This window comes from Streptomyces sp. NPDC001137 (assembly GCF_040298885.1).
GTDB lineage: Bacteria > Actinomycetota > Actinomycetes > Streptomycetales > Streptomycetaceae > Streptomyces.
Window position 1 is genome coordinate 84,597 of sequence record NZ_JBEPBA010000009.1, and the last position, 14,143, is coordinate 98,739.

Annotated in this window: 15 protein-coding genes; 9 read left to right on the forward strand and 6 right to left on the reverse strand. The window is 71.8% G+C overall.

The window, feature by feature from the left end; genetic code table 11:
- Positions 1-13 precede the first annotated feature (13 nt).
- From ABT254_RS19495 to ABT254_RS19505, 3 genes are read left to right on the forward strand one after another with little or no spacing between them, the layout of a single operon-like run.
- Positions 14-2,398 carry an SDR family oxidoreductase gene (locus ABT254_RS19495; protein WP_351471319.1) on the forward strand — a complete coding sequence of 795 codons (2,385 nt, stop codon included), beginning with the start codon at positions 14-16 and terminating at the stop codon, positions 2,396-2,398.
- Positions 2,395-3,534 carry an alpha/beta hydrolase gene (locus ABT254_RS19500; protein WP_351471322.1) on the forward strand — a complete coding sequence of 380 codons (1,140 nt, stop codon included), beginning with the start codon at positions 2,395-2,397 and terminating at the stop codon, positions 3,532-3,534. The genes ABT254_RS19495 and ABT254_RS19500 overlap by 4 nt, the downstream gene beginning before the upstream one ends.
- A 60-nt stretch (positions 3,535-3,594) precedes the next feature.
- Positions 3,595-4,371, forward strand: a complete 777-nt coding sequence (locus ABT254_RS19505) for an alpha/beta fold hydrolase (RefSeq protein ID WP_351471325.1) — start codon at positions 3,595-3,597, stop codon at positions 4,369-4,371.
- 5 nt (positions 4,372-4,376) lie between these two features.
- On the opposite strand, the gene ABT254_RS19510 is transcribed toward ABT254_RS19505, so the two are convergent.
- Entirely contained in the window at positions 4,377-4,910 is a 534-nt protein-coding gene (locus ABT254_RS19510; RefSeq protein ID WP_351471327.1) for a DoxX family protein, read from the reverse strand.
- A 168-nt stretch (positions 4,911-5,078) separates the two neighbouring features.
- Here ABT254_RS19510 and ABT254_RS19515 point away from each other — a divergent pair, with 168 nt between their 5' ends.
- A complete protein-coding gene (locus tag ABT254_RS19515; RefSeq protein WP_351471330.1) occupies positions 5,079-5,600 on the forward strand; it encodes a hypothetical protein in 522 nt (173 codons plus the stop codon).
- Between the two features lie 36 nt (positions 5,601-5,636).
- On the opposite strand, the gene ABT254_RS19520 is transcribed toward ABT254_RS19515, so the two are convergent.
- Positions 5,637-6,197: a hemerythrin domain-containing protein gene (locus tag ABT254_RS19520; protein WP_351471333.1), complete on the reverse strand. Its 561-nt coding sequence runs from the start codon at positions 6,195-6,197 to the stop codon at positions 5,637-5,639.
- 153 nt (positions 6,198-6,350) lie between these two features.
- Between ABT254_RS19520 and ABT254_RS19525 the strand changes: the two genes are divergently transcribed.
- Positions 6,351-7,550: an amidohydrolase gene (locus ABT254_RS19525; RefSeq protein WP_351471336.1), complete on the forward strand. Its 1,200-nt coding sequence runs from the start codon at positions 6,351-6,353 to the stop codon at positions 7,548-7,550.
- 110 nt (positions 7,551-7,660) lie between these two features.
- Here ABT254_RS19525 and ABT254_RS19530 read toward each other — a convergent pair whose 3' ends face one another.
- Positions 7,661-8,548 (reverse strand): SDR family NAD(P)-dependent oxidoreductase, encoded by an 888-nt coding sequence (locus ABT254_RS19530; protein WP_351471339.1) that lies wholly within the window; start codon positions 8,546-8,548, stop codon positions 7,661-7,663.
- 70 nt (positions 8,549-8,618) lie between these two features.
- Between ABT254_RS19530 and ABT254_RS19535 the strand changes: the two genes are divergently transcribed.
- Positions 8,619-9,545, forward strand: a complete 927-nt coding sequence (locus tag ABT254_RS19535; protein WP_351471342.1) for a LysR family transcriptional regulator — start codon at positions 8,619-8,621, stop codon at positions 9,543-9,545.
- Between the two features lie 60 nt (positions 9,546-9,605).
- On the opposite strand, the gene ABT254_RS19540 is transcribed toward ABT254_RS19535, so the two are convergent.
- A complete protein-coding gene (locus ABT254_RS19540; protein ID WP_266964598.1) occupies positions 9,606-9,821 on the reverse strand; it encodes a DUF4177 domain-containing protein in 216 nt (71 codons plus the stop codon).
- A 133-nt stretch (positions 9,822-9,954) separates the two neighbouring features.
- Between ABT254_RS19540 and ABT254_RS19545 the strand changes: the two genes are divergently transcribed.
- Positions 9,955-10,713, forward strand: a complete 759-nt coding sequence (locus ABT254_RS19545) for a GNAT family N-acetyltransferase (protein ID WP_351471346.1) — start codon at positions 9,955-9,957, stop codon at positions 10,711-10,713.
- A 12-nt stretch (positions 10,714-10,725) separates the two neighbouring features.
- Here ABT254_RS19545 and ABT254_RS19550 read toward each other — a convergent pair whose 3' ends face one another.
- Positions 10,726-10,938: a YbdD/YjiX family protein gene (locus ABT254_RS19550; RefSeq protein WP_351471349.1), complete on the reverse strand. Its 213-nt coding sequence runs from the start codon at positions 10,936-10,938 to the stop codon at positions 10,726-10,728.
- Here ABT254_RS19550 and ABT254_RS46550 point away from each other — a divergent pair.
- Both ABT254_RS46550 and ABT254_RS19560 read left to right on the forward strand, forming a co-directional pair.
- Positions 10,900-11,265: a hypothetical protein gene (locus ABT254_RS46550; protein WP_450750429.1), complete on the forward strand. Its 366-nt coding sequence runs from the start codon at positions 10,900-10,902 to the stop codon at positions 11,263-11,265. The two genes, ABT254_RS19550 and ABT254_RS46550, sit on opposite strands and share 39 nt — an antisense overlap.
- Positions 11,266-11,408: 143 nt before the next feature.
- Entirely contained in the window at positions 11,409-13,556 is a 2,148-nt protein-coding gene (locus ABT254_RS19560) for an MMPL family transporter (protein WP_351471352.1), read from the forward strand.
- Positions 13,557-13,579: 23 nt separating this feature from the next.
- On the opposite strand, the gene ABT254_RS19565 is transcribed toward ABT254_RS19560, so the two are convergent.
- Positions 13,580-14,098, reverse strand: coding sequence for a hypothetical protein (locus tag ABT254_RS19565; RefSeq protein ID WP_351471355.1), 519 nt, complete (start codon positions 14,096-14,098; stop codon positions 13,580-13,582).
- Positions 14,099-14,143 lie beyond the last annotated feature (45 nt).

The following is a 14,143-nucleotide window of genomic DNA, read 5'->3' on the forward strand; positions in this document are numbered from 1 at the left end:
GTGAAGGGCGCTCATGCGTGAGACGAACCAGGACGCCTCGGCGTACGCAGGTCAGCGGGCGACGGCGGAGTCGATCGAGCGCGGCGGAGGCGGCCTCAGCGTGAGCGACCTGCTGGCGCGGGTCGTGCCGGCTGCCCTGCCCGCGCACTCCGCCACCGCCACGGCTGGGGCGCCCGACACGGATCCGCCCCCGCCTCCGGACGTCGACGTGCTGGCCGCCGTCATCGCCGCGGCGGCCGGCCGCCATCTGCCCGAGGGGCATCTCCCGCCCGACGCCGACTTCTTCGACGCCGGCGGCAGTTCCGTGAACGCGGTGGAACTCGTGGCGGAACTGGAGGAGGAACTGGGCATCGAGGTCGATCTGGACGAGGTGTTCGCCGACGCCCGCCCCAGCAGCCTCGCCCGCCGCTGGGCACGGATCCCCGGCATCAGGGCCACCGCCCCCGCGGTCACCACCGCAACAGACCCGAAGGCCGGGGCGACCACGGCCCTGCCCGTCCCGTCTCCCCGCACACCACCGCCCGCGGTCGCAGGCTCGGGCGAGCCTGCCCACGCGCCGCACACCACCGCCCGCCGCGAAGACCTCGACCAGATCCTGGCCGACCTGGCCCTGGCCGACCGCCTCCCGTTCATCTCCGCTCCCGAGCCCCTGCCGCCCCGCCGGCTCCTGCTCACCGGCGCGACCGGCTTCCTCGGCAGCCACATGCTCTTGGACCTGCTGCGCCACAGCGACGCCCATGTGTACTGCCTGGTCCGCGCCGCCGACCAGGAAGCGGCCGAGAAACGGCTCGGCGAGGCCCTGTGCAGCTACCGGCTGCCCTGGTCGACGGAGGTCCGCCGCCGCATCACCGTGCTGCCCGGCGACATCCGCCGCCCGCACCTCGGTCTGAGCGAGGAGCGGTGGAACGAGCTGTCCCATGAACTGGACGGCATCGTGGGCGTCGCCGCGGCCGTGGACTTCCTGCGCGGCTACCAGTCACTGCGCGCGAGCAACGTCCTCAGCACCCTCGCCCTGGCCGAACTGGCGGCCGCCGGCCGCCCCAAACCCTTGCACCACATCTCTTCCATCGCCGTGTTCAACGAGGTCGGCATCACCTCCATGGGCGAGGACGACCCGCTGGCCCACGCCGACCGCCTCATCGCGGGCTACGACCAGACCAAGTGGGCCGCGGAGGTCGCGCTGCGCCGCGCCCGCGACCACGGCCTGATCGTCACCGCCCTGCGCCCGGGCGGCATCGGAGGCCACACCAGAACCGGCGCCTACAACCCCCAGGACCTCTCCAGCGGCCTCGTCTCGGCCTTCGGCCGCTTCCGCACCGTGCCCGCCTTCCGATACCTCAACGTCGCCCCGGTGGACTGGGTCAGCCGGGTCGCGGTCGGCGTCATCTGCGAACCCGACGCGTGGGGCTTCGACTACAACCTGACCGGCGTGCCCAACACCCTCGACGACGTCGTACAGGACATGGCCCTGGGCGGCATGCACGTGCGCGTCAAGGACTGGGACGACTGGCGCACCGACACCCTGGCCCGCCTGCAGGCCGAACCCGTACCCGAACTGACCTTCCTGTCCCGGGTGTTGCAGAGCCCCACCGCACTCAAGCTGTGCGAGGCGACACTCAAGGGACCGGCGGCCACCGGCGAACGCACCGCCCATCTCGTCGAGGCCCTCGGCCTGCAACCGGCCACCCGCTACGACGCCCGCGCACAGCTCAAGACCTTCGAGCGGCTGGCGGGCGACGGCCTGGCCCGGCTGCCGCACAAGGACGACCAGCCCCACCTCTGGTTCACCGAGACCACCGAGGGCCAGGTGGGCCCGGTCGCGACCGCCGCCGACACGCCCTGCTCGATGGCCCTCACGCTCTCCATCGCGAGCATGCACCAGCTGGTCACCGAGCGCCGTATCGACGTACGCGGACACCTCACCTGCCCGGCCGCACACCCCGAGCCGCTCACCGTGGAACGCGGCGACGTATGGATCCGCCCCGAGGAGGGCATCCCCGAACACCACGGCCTGACCCACCAACTCCTGCGCTACCGGCTGCTGTTGCGCGACACGGACGGCGGCAGCTGGTGGCTGGAGGGCCGCAAGCACGCCCGCGCCCGCCGCGACCTGTGGCGCCAGACCCGCGCCCTGACCGTCGAGATCGGACGCGAGGGCGAACCCGCCCTCCTGGCCGGCGAGTTGGTCGTACCCGCGGACAGCTACGTACGCGACCAGATCGACGGCATCCAGGTCGACCCCCGTCTCACCGGCCGGGAGCAGCGAGCCGCCAAACTGACCTGGCTCGCCTGGTTCGGCCTCCAGATGGGCCGCGGCCTGCTCGGCCCCTTCACCCGGGCCGCCGCCGACCTCCTCGACCTGCGCCGCACCCCGCACCCCACGGAGCACAACCGATGATCTTCAAGGCGACGAAACCCACCACCAGGCCGGCCCTCCGCAAGGTCAGAACCACCCCCACCCCGCGCCCCCTGCTCCACCGTCTCGACCCGCGGCGGGTCGAGGAGATCCCCTTCCACGCCCTGGACGGCGTCCGCCTCGGCCTGACCCGCATCGACACCGGTGAGCGGGACCGCCCCGCGGTGCTCCTGCTGCACGGCCACACGGCCTCCGCCGACATGTTCCTGCTGCCCGAGATCCGCAACCTCGTCGACGTCCTGATCGACGACGGCTACGAGCCGTGGCTGCTGGACTGGCGCGGCAGCTGCCGCCTGCCCTACAACGCCACCGGCCGGAAATACACCTACGACGACGTCGCCCTGTACGACATCCCCGCCGCCGTCTCCCACATCCGCGCCCGCATCGGCGAGGACCGTCCGCTCTTCGCCGTCGCCCACTGCATCGGCGCCCTCACCCTGTCCCTGAGCCTGACGGCGGGCCTCGTCCCCGGCCTGGCGGGCGTGGTCGCACAGGGCGTCTTCCTCACCCCGAAACTCGCCGGCCGCACCTCGCTGCGCATGTCCCTGGCCGCAGAGCTGCTCAAGTCCCGCCTCGACCACATCCCCGTCGACTTCCGCACCGTGGGCCTGCGGTCCAAGTACACGCCCCTGTTCGCACTGGCCTCCCGCAAGGCCGATTGCCCCGACCCCACCTGCCAGATCCTGCACCACTCGGCATGGGGCACCGGCGCCTCGCTCTTCGTCCACGAGCACCTGACCGAGACCACCCACAACCGGCTGGCCGAACTCCTGGGCCCCGCACCTCTGTGGATCCTGCCCCACCTGCGCCGCATCGAACTGGCCCGCACCGTGGTCCGCTGGCACGACACCGACCACCGCTACGCGGTCCTGCCCCCCAACGCGCTGGACGCGGCCGGCCGCATCGACACCCCGCTGCTGCTCCTCGCGGGCAGCGACAACGGCCTCTGGCTGGACTCCCAGCAGCTGTGCCACGACGTCCTCGCCCGCCGCCACCCCCACCTGGACGTGACCTACACCGAGATCCCCGGCTACGGCCACCTGGACACCTTCCTCGGCCGGGGCGCCGCCCTCGACGTCTTCGGGCACATCCTCGACTTCCTCGGCGAACGCCGGTGACGAGGGCCCCGCCGACCGCTAACGTACTCGCCAGTAACCGCACTGTATCCAGGAGGCACGATGCCGCAGCTCGAAGTCGACGGCGCAACGCTGACGTACGACGACGAGGGCCCCCGCGACGGCGACGGCGTGCCCCTGGTGTTCATCCACGGCTGGACGGCCGACCGCCACCGCTGGGACCACCAGATGGCGCACTTCGCCGAGAAGCGCAGGGTGATCCGCCTCGATCTGCGTGGCCACGGCGACAGCAGCGGCGCGGGGGTGCCCACGATCGCGGAACTGGCCGCCGACGTCCTCGCCCTGCTCGACCACCTCGAAGTGGAACGCGCCGTCCTGGTGGGCCACTCGATGGGCGGCATGACCGCGCAGACCCTCACCCTCGACCACCCCGAGCGCGTCGAGCGGCTCGTGCTGGTCGGCTCCATCGCCCGCATGACCTACAGCCGCGGCCGGGGCCTGCTGATGGCGGCCTCGACGCTCGTCCCCTACAAGCTGTTCGTCGCCACCAACACCCAGCGCGCCTTCGCCCCCGGCCATCCCCGCGAGGAGGTCCGCGCCTACATCAAGGCGGCCGCCGCCAACCCGCGCGAGGTCGTCATGACGCTCTACGGCGCCATGCGCGCCTTCGACGTCCTGGACCGGCTCGGGGAGATCCGCATCCCCACCCTGCTGATCCACGGCTACCACGACATCCAGCTGCCGGTGCACCAGATGCTGCGCATGGCCAAGGCCTACCCGGACGCCGAAGTCCGCATCATCGACGCCGGCCACGAACTGCCGGTGGAGAAGCCGGCGGAACTGACCACGGCCCTCGAGCGGTTCCTCGCCCGGGGGTGAGGTGATCAGCGGGCCAGCCGGGCCCTGGCGCCGCCGACCGCGGCGGCGGGCCGGGCCGTGGCCCGCACGGACCGGCGGACCAGATGGGCATCCCGCCGCAGATCATGGGCGGCGTGCCGGCCACGCCACGCCAGCGAAGGAGCACCTGCGGTGTCGTCGGCGGCGATCAGCAGACCGCCGAGCATCGACAGGTTCTTGAAGAAGTGGATGCGCTGCTGGGCGCGCTCCTCCGGGTCGTCCGCCTCCCAGAAACGGTGACCCGCCAGCGTGGTCGGTACCAGTGTGGCCGCGATGGCGAGCGCGGCCGGCCGGGGCAGACGGCCGCTCGCCAGCAGCAGACCCGCCACCACCTGCACGGCTCCGTTGAGCCGTACGACCTGCTCGGTGCGGTCGGGCAGGGCCTCGACCCGCTCGGTGACCGGCTGGACGACGGGCTCGGCGACGGGAGCGACCTCCTCGGGAGCGCGCAGCGTGTTCAGACCGCCGGAGACGAACATGGAGGCGAGCATGGGGCGGCCGACCAGACGCAGAAGACTCATGACCCTCTCCCAGGTGTGGGCGTGTGCAGAGACCCACCGGGTTCCCCGCGCCGCTGTGGTCGATGCCACGTCACCGGACCCGATGCGGGCATGTCCCTGCCCGAGCCGGCGAGCTACCGTTTTTCACCATCTCCTGCCCTCTCCCCACGCAGTACGGACGGCCTCGCAGTGCTCGCAGACCTCTCCCCGCTCATCGCGGCGACCGCCCAGTGGCTGACCTGCGCCTACCCCTCGGGCGGCGGCGCACTGGCCTCGGCCCTGTGTGAGGTGCAGGCCCGCCAGGCCGTGACGGTCGCGGCCTGGTTGCGCTACCCCACCCCGGTGGACGCCGCCCTGGTCGGCATGGCCGGCCCCGGAGGATCCGCCCGGCTGGACTGGATCGCCGGCGCGGACGACCCGGACGGCCAGCACACCGACGCTCATGCCTGGCGGACCTGGGTCGACGAGGTCGTGGCCAGCTGGGCGGCCTGTCTGCTGAGCGACCCCGAACTGGCGGGTCTCGCGGTGGCCGCTCTCGCCGAGGGCAGCCATACGGCTACAACGCCCGCCGCGTTCCGGCGCCTGGTGGCCCCCGACGAGAGCGACCGGAGGGCCGCGGCCCTGCTGCGCCACCCCGACCTGCTCGCCCCGGTAACCGCACTCCACCAGGACCAGCTGATGACCCTGCTCAAGCCGGCACTGCCGGCCTGAGAGCAGGCCGTCCAGGTGGCGGGCGGTGTCCCGTCACTAGTGCTTGCCGCGCCCGCTCAGCGCGTCACGCATCCGGTCGACCAGCCCTGCTCCCGGCGCCAGCAGTTTGTTGGCCGGGGGAGTGTCGGGTGCGGAGGGATGCGGCCGGGTCGGCGCCAGCTTCTTGGCCTGGCGGATCTTGTCTCCCAGCTCGTCGAGGGCCTCCGGCGAGCATGCCGTGCGCAGCTGAGGGAAGAGGTTCTCCTCCTCGTCGGCGATGTGCGCGCGGACCTCGCTCATCAGCCTCCCCACGAGACGGTCGAACTCGGGGTCGTCCGCGTCGCAGCTCTCCAGATCCTTCATGATCTGCTCGGCCCCGGCGTGGTCCTCGATCTCCCGGTCCGCCATGGTGTTGCCGTTGACGAGGTGTTCCCGCACCGCCGGGTAGAGGTACTCCTCCTCCGCCACCGAGTGCCGGACGAGTTCCATCGTGGCCTGGTCGGCATACACCTTGCGGTCCTTGTCGCCGGACGGCAGTGCCTCGATCCGGCCGAAGATCTCCTCGACCTCCCGGTGATCGGTCATCAGCTCGTCGATGACGTTTCCACCGTGTCCCATCCTCTTCACCTCCAGCCAAGAAGCGGCGGCTCCCCGTCCGGATCCGCCGGAGCCCCCGAGTGCCCCGTCCCGCAGCGGGTTAACGGTGTGGGAGGCCGACTTGTTGGAACCCGAACAGAGACACACGTATCTGGAAAACCTCGGGAGGCCGGTGTGGCGGACGCGGTGGACGAGGCGCTCGGAAGGGTGGTCAGGGAGGTGGCCACCCGCGCGGAACGGCTGTGGGAGGTCGCCCTGGCCCTGCACGCCGACCCCGAGTACGGATTCGAGGAACACCGGGCGGTACGGCTGCTGAGCGGCGAGCTCGAACGCGAGGGGTTCACGGTGCAGCGGGAGCTCGCCGGACTGCCCACCGCCTTCGCCGCGCGAGCGGGAACCGTCCGCCGGCCGGCGGTGGCCCTCCTCCTGGAATACGACGCACTGCCCGGCCTGGGGCACGCCTGCGGCCACAATCTGATCGCCGCGGCCGGCCTCGGCGCCGCGCTCGCGGCACGGGCCGTCCTCGGTGACGGCGCGGGGTCCGTATGGGCCGTGGGCACGCCCGCGGAGGAGGGCGGCGGCGGCAAGGTCACCGAGACAGAGGCGGGCGTCTTCGACGACGTCGACGCCGCCCTGATGTTCCATCCCGGCGTCCACAACTGGCAGTGGGCGCCCCTGACCGCCCAGACGCAGTACCGCATCGGCTTCCACGGCCGTGCCGCCCACCCGACCGGGAACCCCACCGAGGGCATCGACGCCCTCGCCGCCCTCATCCAGCTGTTCAACGCCCTCGCCGCCATGGGCCCCCGTCTCCCGCAGGGGTCACACGTCCAGGGCATCGTCACCGACGGCGGCCTGGCGACGAACATCGTCCCCGAGTACGCGGAAGGCCTCTTCGGCCTGCGCGCCGCGACGACCACCGCCCTGGAGGACCTTTCGGGCGAGGTGCTGACCTGCGCGCAGGGCGTGGCCCGCGCCATGGGCACGACGGTCACCTTCGGACGGGCCACACCGCGCTACGAGCACTTCCGCGACAGCGCGCCCCTGTCCCTGCGGTTCGCCCGGCACCTGGCCCGCGCGGGCATCGAGCTCACACCGCCGGCGCCCGGCGTGTTCCTGGGCTCCTCTGACATCGGCAACGTCAGCGGACGCGTGCCCGCGATCCACCCCTTCGTCGCGATCATGGATGCGGACGGCTCCGACCACACCCCCGAGTTCGCCGCCGCAGCAGCCTCCGACCGCGCCCGCCGCGTGCTGCTCGCCGCGACGGAGGCACTGGCCTGCACAGCGGTGGAGCTACGGCTGTCGGCCGAACTCCGCGAACAGGCCTGGCGCGAACACGGAGGCAGCATCACCACCGCGGCCCGGCACTGACGCTCCCGCGCGGGACCGACCGGCATGTGCTGCTTGGGGCAAGTCGGGACCGGCGGCGGCGATGCCCGGAGCCGGCAGCGCCTTCCCCGGGCTGCTGCACCCCCATGCGCTCAAGGTGTGAGCAGCCGGTCCTGCTCCACCGGGGGCGTGCCGTCGTGCCAGTGCAGGGCCTTGCCGAAGCGCACCAGTTCGCCGTAGAGCTCCGGATCGACGTGCTCGGCGAAGACCAGGTCGAGTACCGCGCGGGCGGCCTGGGCGGGCGACTGGGCCTGGCTGTAGTCGCTGAACCAGGGGCGGGAGGTGGCGGTGTCGACCATGCCGGGGCACACGGAGGCGATCAGCGTGCCGGTGGCGAGGTCGCGCTCGCGGCGCTCGGCGGCCACCGCTCGGACGGCGGCGACCTGGGCGACCTTCGAGGGCACGTTCAGCCACCGGGGCCAGCCCGCCTCCTCGGCGGTCTTGTCGTGGATGCGGCTGCGCCAGGACTCGACGGCGGACTCGACCTGATCGAGGCTCGCGCCGTCGAACAGAGGGTGCAGCCGCGGGTCGAGGTGGCCGAGGGTGCCCAGGCTGCTGGCCACCACGAGCAGACGGCCGCCCGGGCGCAGGATCGGGGCGAAGGAGCGGAGGATCGCGTGGGTGGCGGTATTGGAGACGTCGATGAACTCGTCGGCCCGCGAGGCCTGCGACTCCTCCGGCAGCACACGGGCGACCGCATTGGAGATCACGACGTCGACGCCGCCGGACCGCGCGCGCAGCTCCGCTGCGAGAGCGGTGACGGCGTCGGTGTCGCTGACGTCCAGAACGCGTCCCTGCACCTGGCTGCGGGTACCGGGCAGCTGCGCCACCGCGCGGGCGGCGTCCGCCACGCGCCGCTGGTCGCGCCCGGTGAGCAGCACCAGGTCGTGCGGGCTCATACGGGCCGCCAGCCCCTCGGTCAGTGCGCGGCCCAGCCCCTGGTTGGCGCCGGTGACGAGAGCGATTCGTGAAGCATTCATGCCCTCAGCTAAAAACGCCGGGCTCCATGAGTCCAACGAAAGTTGAGCACAGCTAGTATGCGTAATCGTCATGGACTTCAGGGATGTGTCGCTGACCGCGCTGCGTGTCTTCCGGGCGGTGGCCGAACAGGGAACCTTCACCGCGGCCGCCGCCTCGCTGGGCTACACCCAGTCGGCGGTGTCCCGGCAGATCGCCGCGATCGAACGGGCGGCAGGCGCGGAGCTGCTGGAACGGCGGCGCGACGGGGTACGCCTGACCGCGGCCGGCCGCGTCGTGATACGCCGCGCAACGACCGTGCTCGACGAGATCGACGCGACCGCACGCGAACTGTCCGGCCTGCCCGAGCAGTCCGGCACGGTCCGCCTGGGCTGGTTCCCCAGCGCGGGAGCCGTGCTGCTGCCCGCGGCCCTGGCCATGCTGCGCCGCACGGACCCGGGGCTCGACGTCGTCAGCCGGGAAGGCACCACTCCTGCGCTGGTGCGCGCCCTGCGGGCCGGCACCCTGGACCTCGCCCTCCTGGCCTCGCTGCCGCCGTTCCGCCCGCCGGACACCGAGTCGCCCCCGCTCACCCTGCAGACGCTCGGCGAACGTGCCTTGCAACTCGCGGTGCCCGCCGGTCACCCCCTGGCCCGTGGCGACTTCGTCGACGTCGCCGACCTGCGCGGGCAGCGCTGGATCGGGAGCGCCGGTTCTGGTGAGGACCGGCTGATGGGAGTGTGGCCCGGCCTCGACGAACGACCCGAGATCGCCCACACCGCCCGCGACTGGCTGGCCAAACTCCGTCTCGTCGCCGCCGGGTGCGGCCTCACCGCCGTGCCCGCGACACTCGCCCCCGCCGCCCCGCCGGGCGTACGCATCCTCCCGGTGCGCGGCGGACCCCAGGAACAACGGCGGCTGCTCCTCGCCCGCCTCCCGCACCCACCCAGCGAACCGGTCACCCGCGTGGCAGCCGCCCTGCGCGCCGCAGCGCTCAGCACCCCAGGCGGGCACAGCTGACACAGCGTCGGGCCCGCGCAGTGCGCGGACCCGACGCTGGAAACAATGATGCAGTCGGCGCTATGCGCGGGGCCGCTCGAAGGTGAGGAGCAGGCCCTCGACCGCGCCGGGGCCGATGCGCCCCTTGACGTCGGCAGAGGTGATCGCCTTCAGGCCCCAGCCGTCCTCGGCATGCTTGTTGAGAACCTTCTCCAGCTTGTCGCTGTCCAGCGCGTCGCCGATCAGCGACTCCCGGAAACTGACGACCTTGTACTCGTAGGTGTAGCCGTTGCTCATGCCTGCGTGCCCTCCGGTGTGTTGTTGCACTGCCCGGGGCCAGCCAATCACGCTGCTGTACGGGCCACACCAGGGGAGGACCTATCGGACGCCGACCGCCGGCTGTCCTCCTGCCTCTGACAGGATCGAGGCCATGTGGACCGATCCGCTGGTGGCCGGAGCCCGCCGACTGTGGGAGGACCTCGCCGGAGTACCGGTCCTGTTTCCGCCGCGGGGCGGTGTCCATGTGGCTGTCTCCCCGGAATCCGGGATGTGCCCGGCGGGCTGGGTCGGCGTAGTGGCTCTGTGCGGCTCTGCGATCGTGACCGTGCCCAGCGAGACCGTCGGCGCGATCGTTCGCGACGCAGTGCGGGGACTCCCGGTGGATGCTGCCGTGGACGCGGAAGCGGTCCGCACGGTGCTGCCCGTGAGCGGAGTGCTCGGCCCGGCGGCGTTGTCGTACGTGTCATCGGAGCGCTTCCGGCCCGTGCGCCCCGGTGCGCTGCCGGTGGACCAACTACCCGCTGGAGACCCCGAGTTGAGGCACTTGGAAAGGATGGCGGGACCGGAGGACGCCGGTGAGGCCGGTCTGGACGAGATCACGTCGCCGGCGTTCGTGGTCCGTGAGCGCGGTCGGGTGGTCGCCGCCGCCGGATACCGAACCTGGCCGTGCAGAACCGCCCACGTCAGCGTACTGACCGCACCACAGGCGCGAGGGCGCGGACTTGCCAGGGTGACGGGCTCCGCAACGGTCGCGCACGCCCTCACCGCGGGGCTGCTGCCACAGTGGCGCGCCCGGCACCCGGCCTCCCGACGTGTGGCGGCCGCACTGGGCTTCGCGGAACTGGGCGCACAACTCAGCATCGAGATGGCCCAGCATCCCGCCCTCGACGGTGAACCTCCTCGCGCGTGAGGCGGGTGCGCATCACCCATGGATGCGCACCCGCCCCCAGCAGCAGCGGCTGTGCGGGTGCTCCTCGCGGTGGAGAGCTCGGAGCACCTGGTATGCGCGGCGGGTGGGGACCGGAGCGAGCGGACGATGGCGCCGGTGCCGCTCGCAGTAGCGGCCGTACTCCGCCTCCCCGGTCAGCTCACGCAGATACCGGCGCACTCTCCGCACCCAACCCCGCGTGTTCATGAACCCGTCCCACCCGCGGCTAGTCGGCCTGCTCGGGCCGGTCGATACGCGACTCGACGTACGGCGCCTCGGTCGTCGGCAGCGGATGCGGCGACCGTACGGCCCGGACACACCGCACCCGACACCTACCGCACGGCCCGCGGCGACTGGCTGCGCCGCGAGCGCCGCCGCCGCCTCGTGCCGGCCGCCCTGATCGCGGTGGTCTTCACCCTCGCCACCCTGATGGGCCTGTGGGTCCTCCACCAGACACCGGCCCACCCCGTCGTGATCTTCTCCGGCGCGGGCAGCCCTGGTGCCCTGGGAGGGGGGCTGACCGGTCGGAGCTGAGCCCACCGCCGGCCGAGCGCCCGTACGACGGCTCAGGCCGACACGGAGACCGGATCGCAGCAAACTTCATCGATCCATCTGATAGTGGAAGAAGGGGGCACAGCGCTAAACTCCCGCAACCTAAACGTGGGGAAGGTCCGGGTATGCGACGGTGGGCCGAGTTCGTTCTGAGGCATCGCAAGGCGGTTGTGGCGTTCTGGGGACTGGTGCTCGTCGCCGGCATCCTGTTGGCCGGCCGGACGACGGACCGGCTGACGATCGACTTCTCCCTGCCCGGCCAGCCCGGCACGGTGACAGCTCACCGCATCGAGCGCGCCTTCGGCAGCGGCGGCGACACGAACCCCTATCTGGTCTCGGTCACGCTCCCCGCAGGTCAGACGATCACCGGTCACGAGAGTGACGTCGGGCGGATGTTCACGGCCGTCGGCACGGCAGCCCCCGGCCTACGCGTGATCGACGAGGCGAACACCGGGGACAAGGCGTTCCGGACGAAGGACGACCGCACGGCCTACGCCCTGGTGTTCTACCGGTTCAACCCGTCGCCCAGCCAGAAGCTGCTGACCGATCCGATCCGGTCTGCGGCGCAGCACGCCGCGCCGACGGGCGCTGCGGTCGGCGTGACGGGGGAGGACGTGCTGGCCTCCGGCGGCGACAACGGCGGCGGGCCGGGCGTCCTCGGGGAGACGCTCCTCGGCGCCGTCGGCGCGCTGGCCGTACTCGCCTTCGTGTTCGCGTCCTTCCTGGCCCTGTTGCCGCTGGTGGTGGCCGCGGTGTCGATCCTCGCGACCTTCGTGATGCTGCTGCCGCTCACCTACGCCACCGATGTGTCGTTCATCGTGCAGTTCCTGGTCGCCCTCATCGGCCTGGGCGTGGCGATCGACTACTCGCTGTTGTTCGTCACCCGCTGGCGCGAGGAGCGCGACCACGGCCGGGAGAACCACGACGCGGTCGTCGTCGCGATGGAACGCGCCGGACACGCCGTGCTGTTCAGCGGCGTCACCGTCGCGATCGGTCTGCTGGCGCTGGTGGTCCTGCCGGTCCCGTTCATGCGGAGCATGGGCTACGGCGGAGCCCTCATCCCGCTGGCGAGCGTGCTGACGACGCTCACGCTCACCCCGGCGATCCTGGGCGGCATCGGGCCGAAGGTCGACTGGCCGAAGATCCGGCACGAGAACCGGGCCAGCCGTTTCTGGAGCCGGTGGACGGCTGCTGTCGTACGACGGCGCTGGATCGCGGCCGCCGTGGCGCTCGGCGCGCTCTTCGCTCTGACCGGCGTCTTCCTCGGCGTCAAGATCGGCCTCGCCTCCTCCGAGTCGCTGGCCAAGAGCGGACCGGCCTACGAGAGCCTGCAGACCCTGGAGCGCGGCGGTGTGCCGACCGGTGCTTTGACCCCCATGGAGGTCCTGGTCCGCACCGACCAGGCCCGCACGGCCGCCGCCCGGTTCGCCAAGATCGACGGTGTGAGCAGCGTGCTCGTGCCCTCCGGGCCGGCCGGCAACCGCGCCGGGCAGAGCATCGTCGTCGTCATTCCCGACCACGAGACCGTGAACTCGAAGAGCGTCGGCGTCGTCAAACGGGTCAAGACCGCCGCGGACGGCCTGCCCGGCGTCATCGGCGTCGCCGGCATCGGCGCGGCACAGATCGACTTCATGCACGCCGTCTACGGCAACTTCCCGCTGATGCTCACGATCATCGCACTGCTGACGTACGTCCTGCTGGTGCGCGCCTTCCGTTCGCTGCTGCTGCCGCTCAAGGCGGTCCTGCTGAACCTGCTCTCACTCGCGGCGACCCTCGGCGTGATGGTGATCTTCTGGCAGGACGGTCACGGCTCCGACACGGTCTTCGGCATCGCGGCCACCGGCGCGATCACCTTCTGGATCCCGCTGATGGTCTTCGCGTTCCTGTTCGGCCTGTCCATGGACTACGAGGTGTTCATCCTCTCCCGCATCCGCGAGGAGTACGACGCCGGCCGCTCCACCGACGCCGCCGTGATCGAGGGGATCGGCCGCACCGGCCGGCTGGTCACCAGCGCCGCCCTGATCCTCTTCCTCGCCTTCGCCGCGCTCGCCTCGGGCCCCGGCACCGATCTGAAGACGCTGGCGACGGGCCTTGGTATCGGCATCCTCCTGGATGCGACCATCGTGCGGATGCTGTTGGTTCCGTCGCTGGTGTCACTGTTCGGCCCGTGGAACTGGCAGCTGCCCGGCTGGGCGGCCCGACTGCTGCGGGTGGCGCCGTCGCATCCGCACCCGGAGAAGGTCACGCCCAGGGCACAGCAGCCCACGACCTGAAGCCCGGCAAAGCGGCGGATTCCTCAGGGGGTCAGGGTGTCCAGGTCGGTGGCCTGCTCATCGCTGCACGCCACGGCCGTGGCGGAGGGCCACTGCGCCAGCGAGATCATCCCCATCACCCGGCGGATCAGATAGAACGCCAGGGGCAGTTCGGCGCACACGGCCAGCGCCGCAGACAGCCAGATCTCCGAGGTGCCGAAGGCGAGAGACACATCGAACCACGCGTCGCAGATCAGCAGCAGGGCCGTTGCGAGAGCCGCCAGGATGACGGCGCGGTGCCGCAGCCATCCCAGAAGAGCGGTGGAGGCCATCGCGACCACGAGGAGGACGTCGAATCCCACCCACGTGACGCGCCAGTGGTGGACCCGGTACCCGGAGGGCAGGGTCACCCCGAGCAGCACGGTCCAGGGGACGAGAGCGACGGCGCAGACGGTCAGCAGTTCCAGGGTGTGCCGCCGGTGCCGGCGTATCCGCTCGAGCAGGTCGCTGTCCGGAGTCGGTACAGCGGCCTGTATGCGGTTGCCGGTCTGTGTGTCGCTCATGTCGCCCGTTCCGTTCTCGACTGTTCCGGGGTGACGCCGGTCGGG

Excerpts from the sequence above, each read along its gene's own strand:
- ABT254_RS19540 (WP_266964598.1), bottom strand. The coding sequence starts at position 9,821 with ATGAGCAACGGCTACACCTACGAGTACAAGGTCGTCAGTTTCCGGGAG.
- ABT254_RS19520 (WP_351471333.1), bottom strand. The coding sequence starts at position 6,197 with ATGGGACACGGTGGAAACGTCATCGACGAGCTGATGACCGATCACCGG.
- ABT254_RS19530 (WP_351471339.1), bottom strand. The coding sequence starts at position 8,548 with ATGAATGCTTCACGAATCGCTCTCGTCACCGGCGCCAACCAGGGGCTG.
- ABT254_RS19560 (WP_351471352.1), top strand. The coding sequence starts at position 11,409 with ATGCGACGGTGGGCCGAGTTCGTTCTGAGGCATCGCAAGGCGGTTGTG.
- ABT254_RS19505 (WP_351471325.1), top strand. The coding sequence starts at position 3,595 with ATGCCGCAGCTCGAAGTCGACGGCGCAACGCTGACGTACGACGACGAG.
- ABT254_RS19500 (WP_351471322.1), top strand. The coding sequence starts at position 2,395 with ATGATCTTCAAGGCGACGAAACCCACCACCAGGCCGGCCCTCCGCAAG.
- ABT254_RS19550 (WP_351471349.1), bottom strand. The coding sequence starts at position 10,938 with ATGAACACGCGGGGTTGGGTGCGGAGAGTGCGCCGGTATCTGCGTGAG.
- ABT254_RS19535 (WP_351471342.1), top strand. The coding sequence starts at position 8,619 with ATGGACTTCAGGGATGTGTCGCTGACCGCGCTGCGTGTCTTCCGGGCG.
- ABT254_RS19565 (WP_351471355.1), bottom strand. The coding sequence starts at position 14,098 with ATGAGCGACACACAGACCGGCAACCGCATACAGGCCGCTGTACCGACT.
- ABT254_RS19545 (WP_351471346.1), top strand. The coding sequence starts at position 9,955 with ATGTGGACCGATCCGCTGGTGGCCGGAGCCCGCCGACTGTGGGAGGAC.
- ABT254_RS19510 (WP_351471327.1), bottom strand. The coding sequence starts at position 4,910 with ATGAGTCTTCTGCGTCTGGTCGGCCGCCCCATGCTCGCCTCCATGTTC.
- ABT254_RS19495 (WP_351471319.1), top strand. The coding sequence starts at position 14 with ATGCGTGAGACGAACCAGGACGCCTCGGCGTACGCAGGTCAGCGGGCG.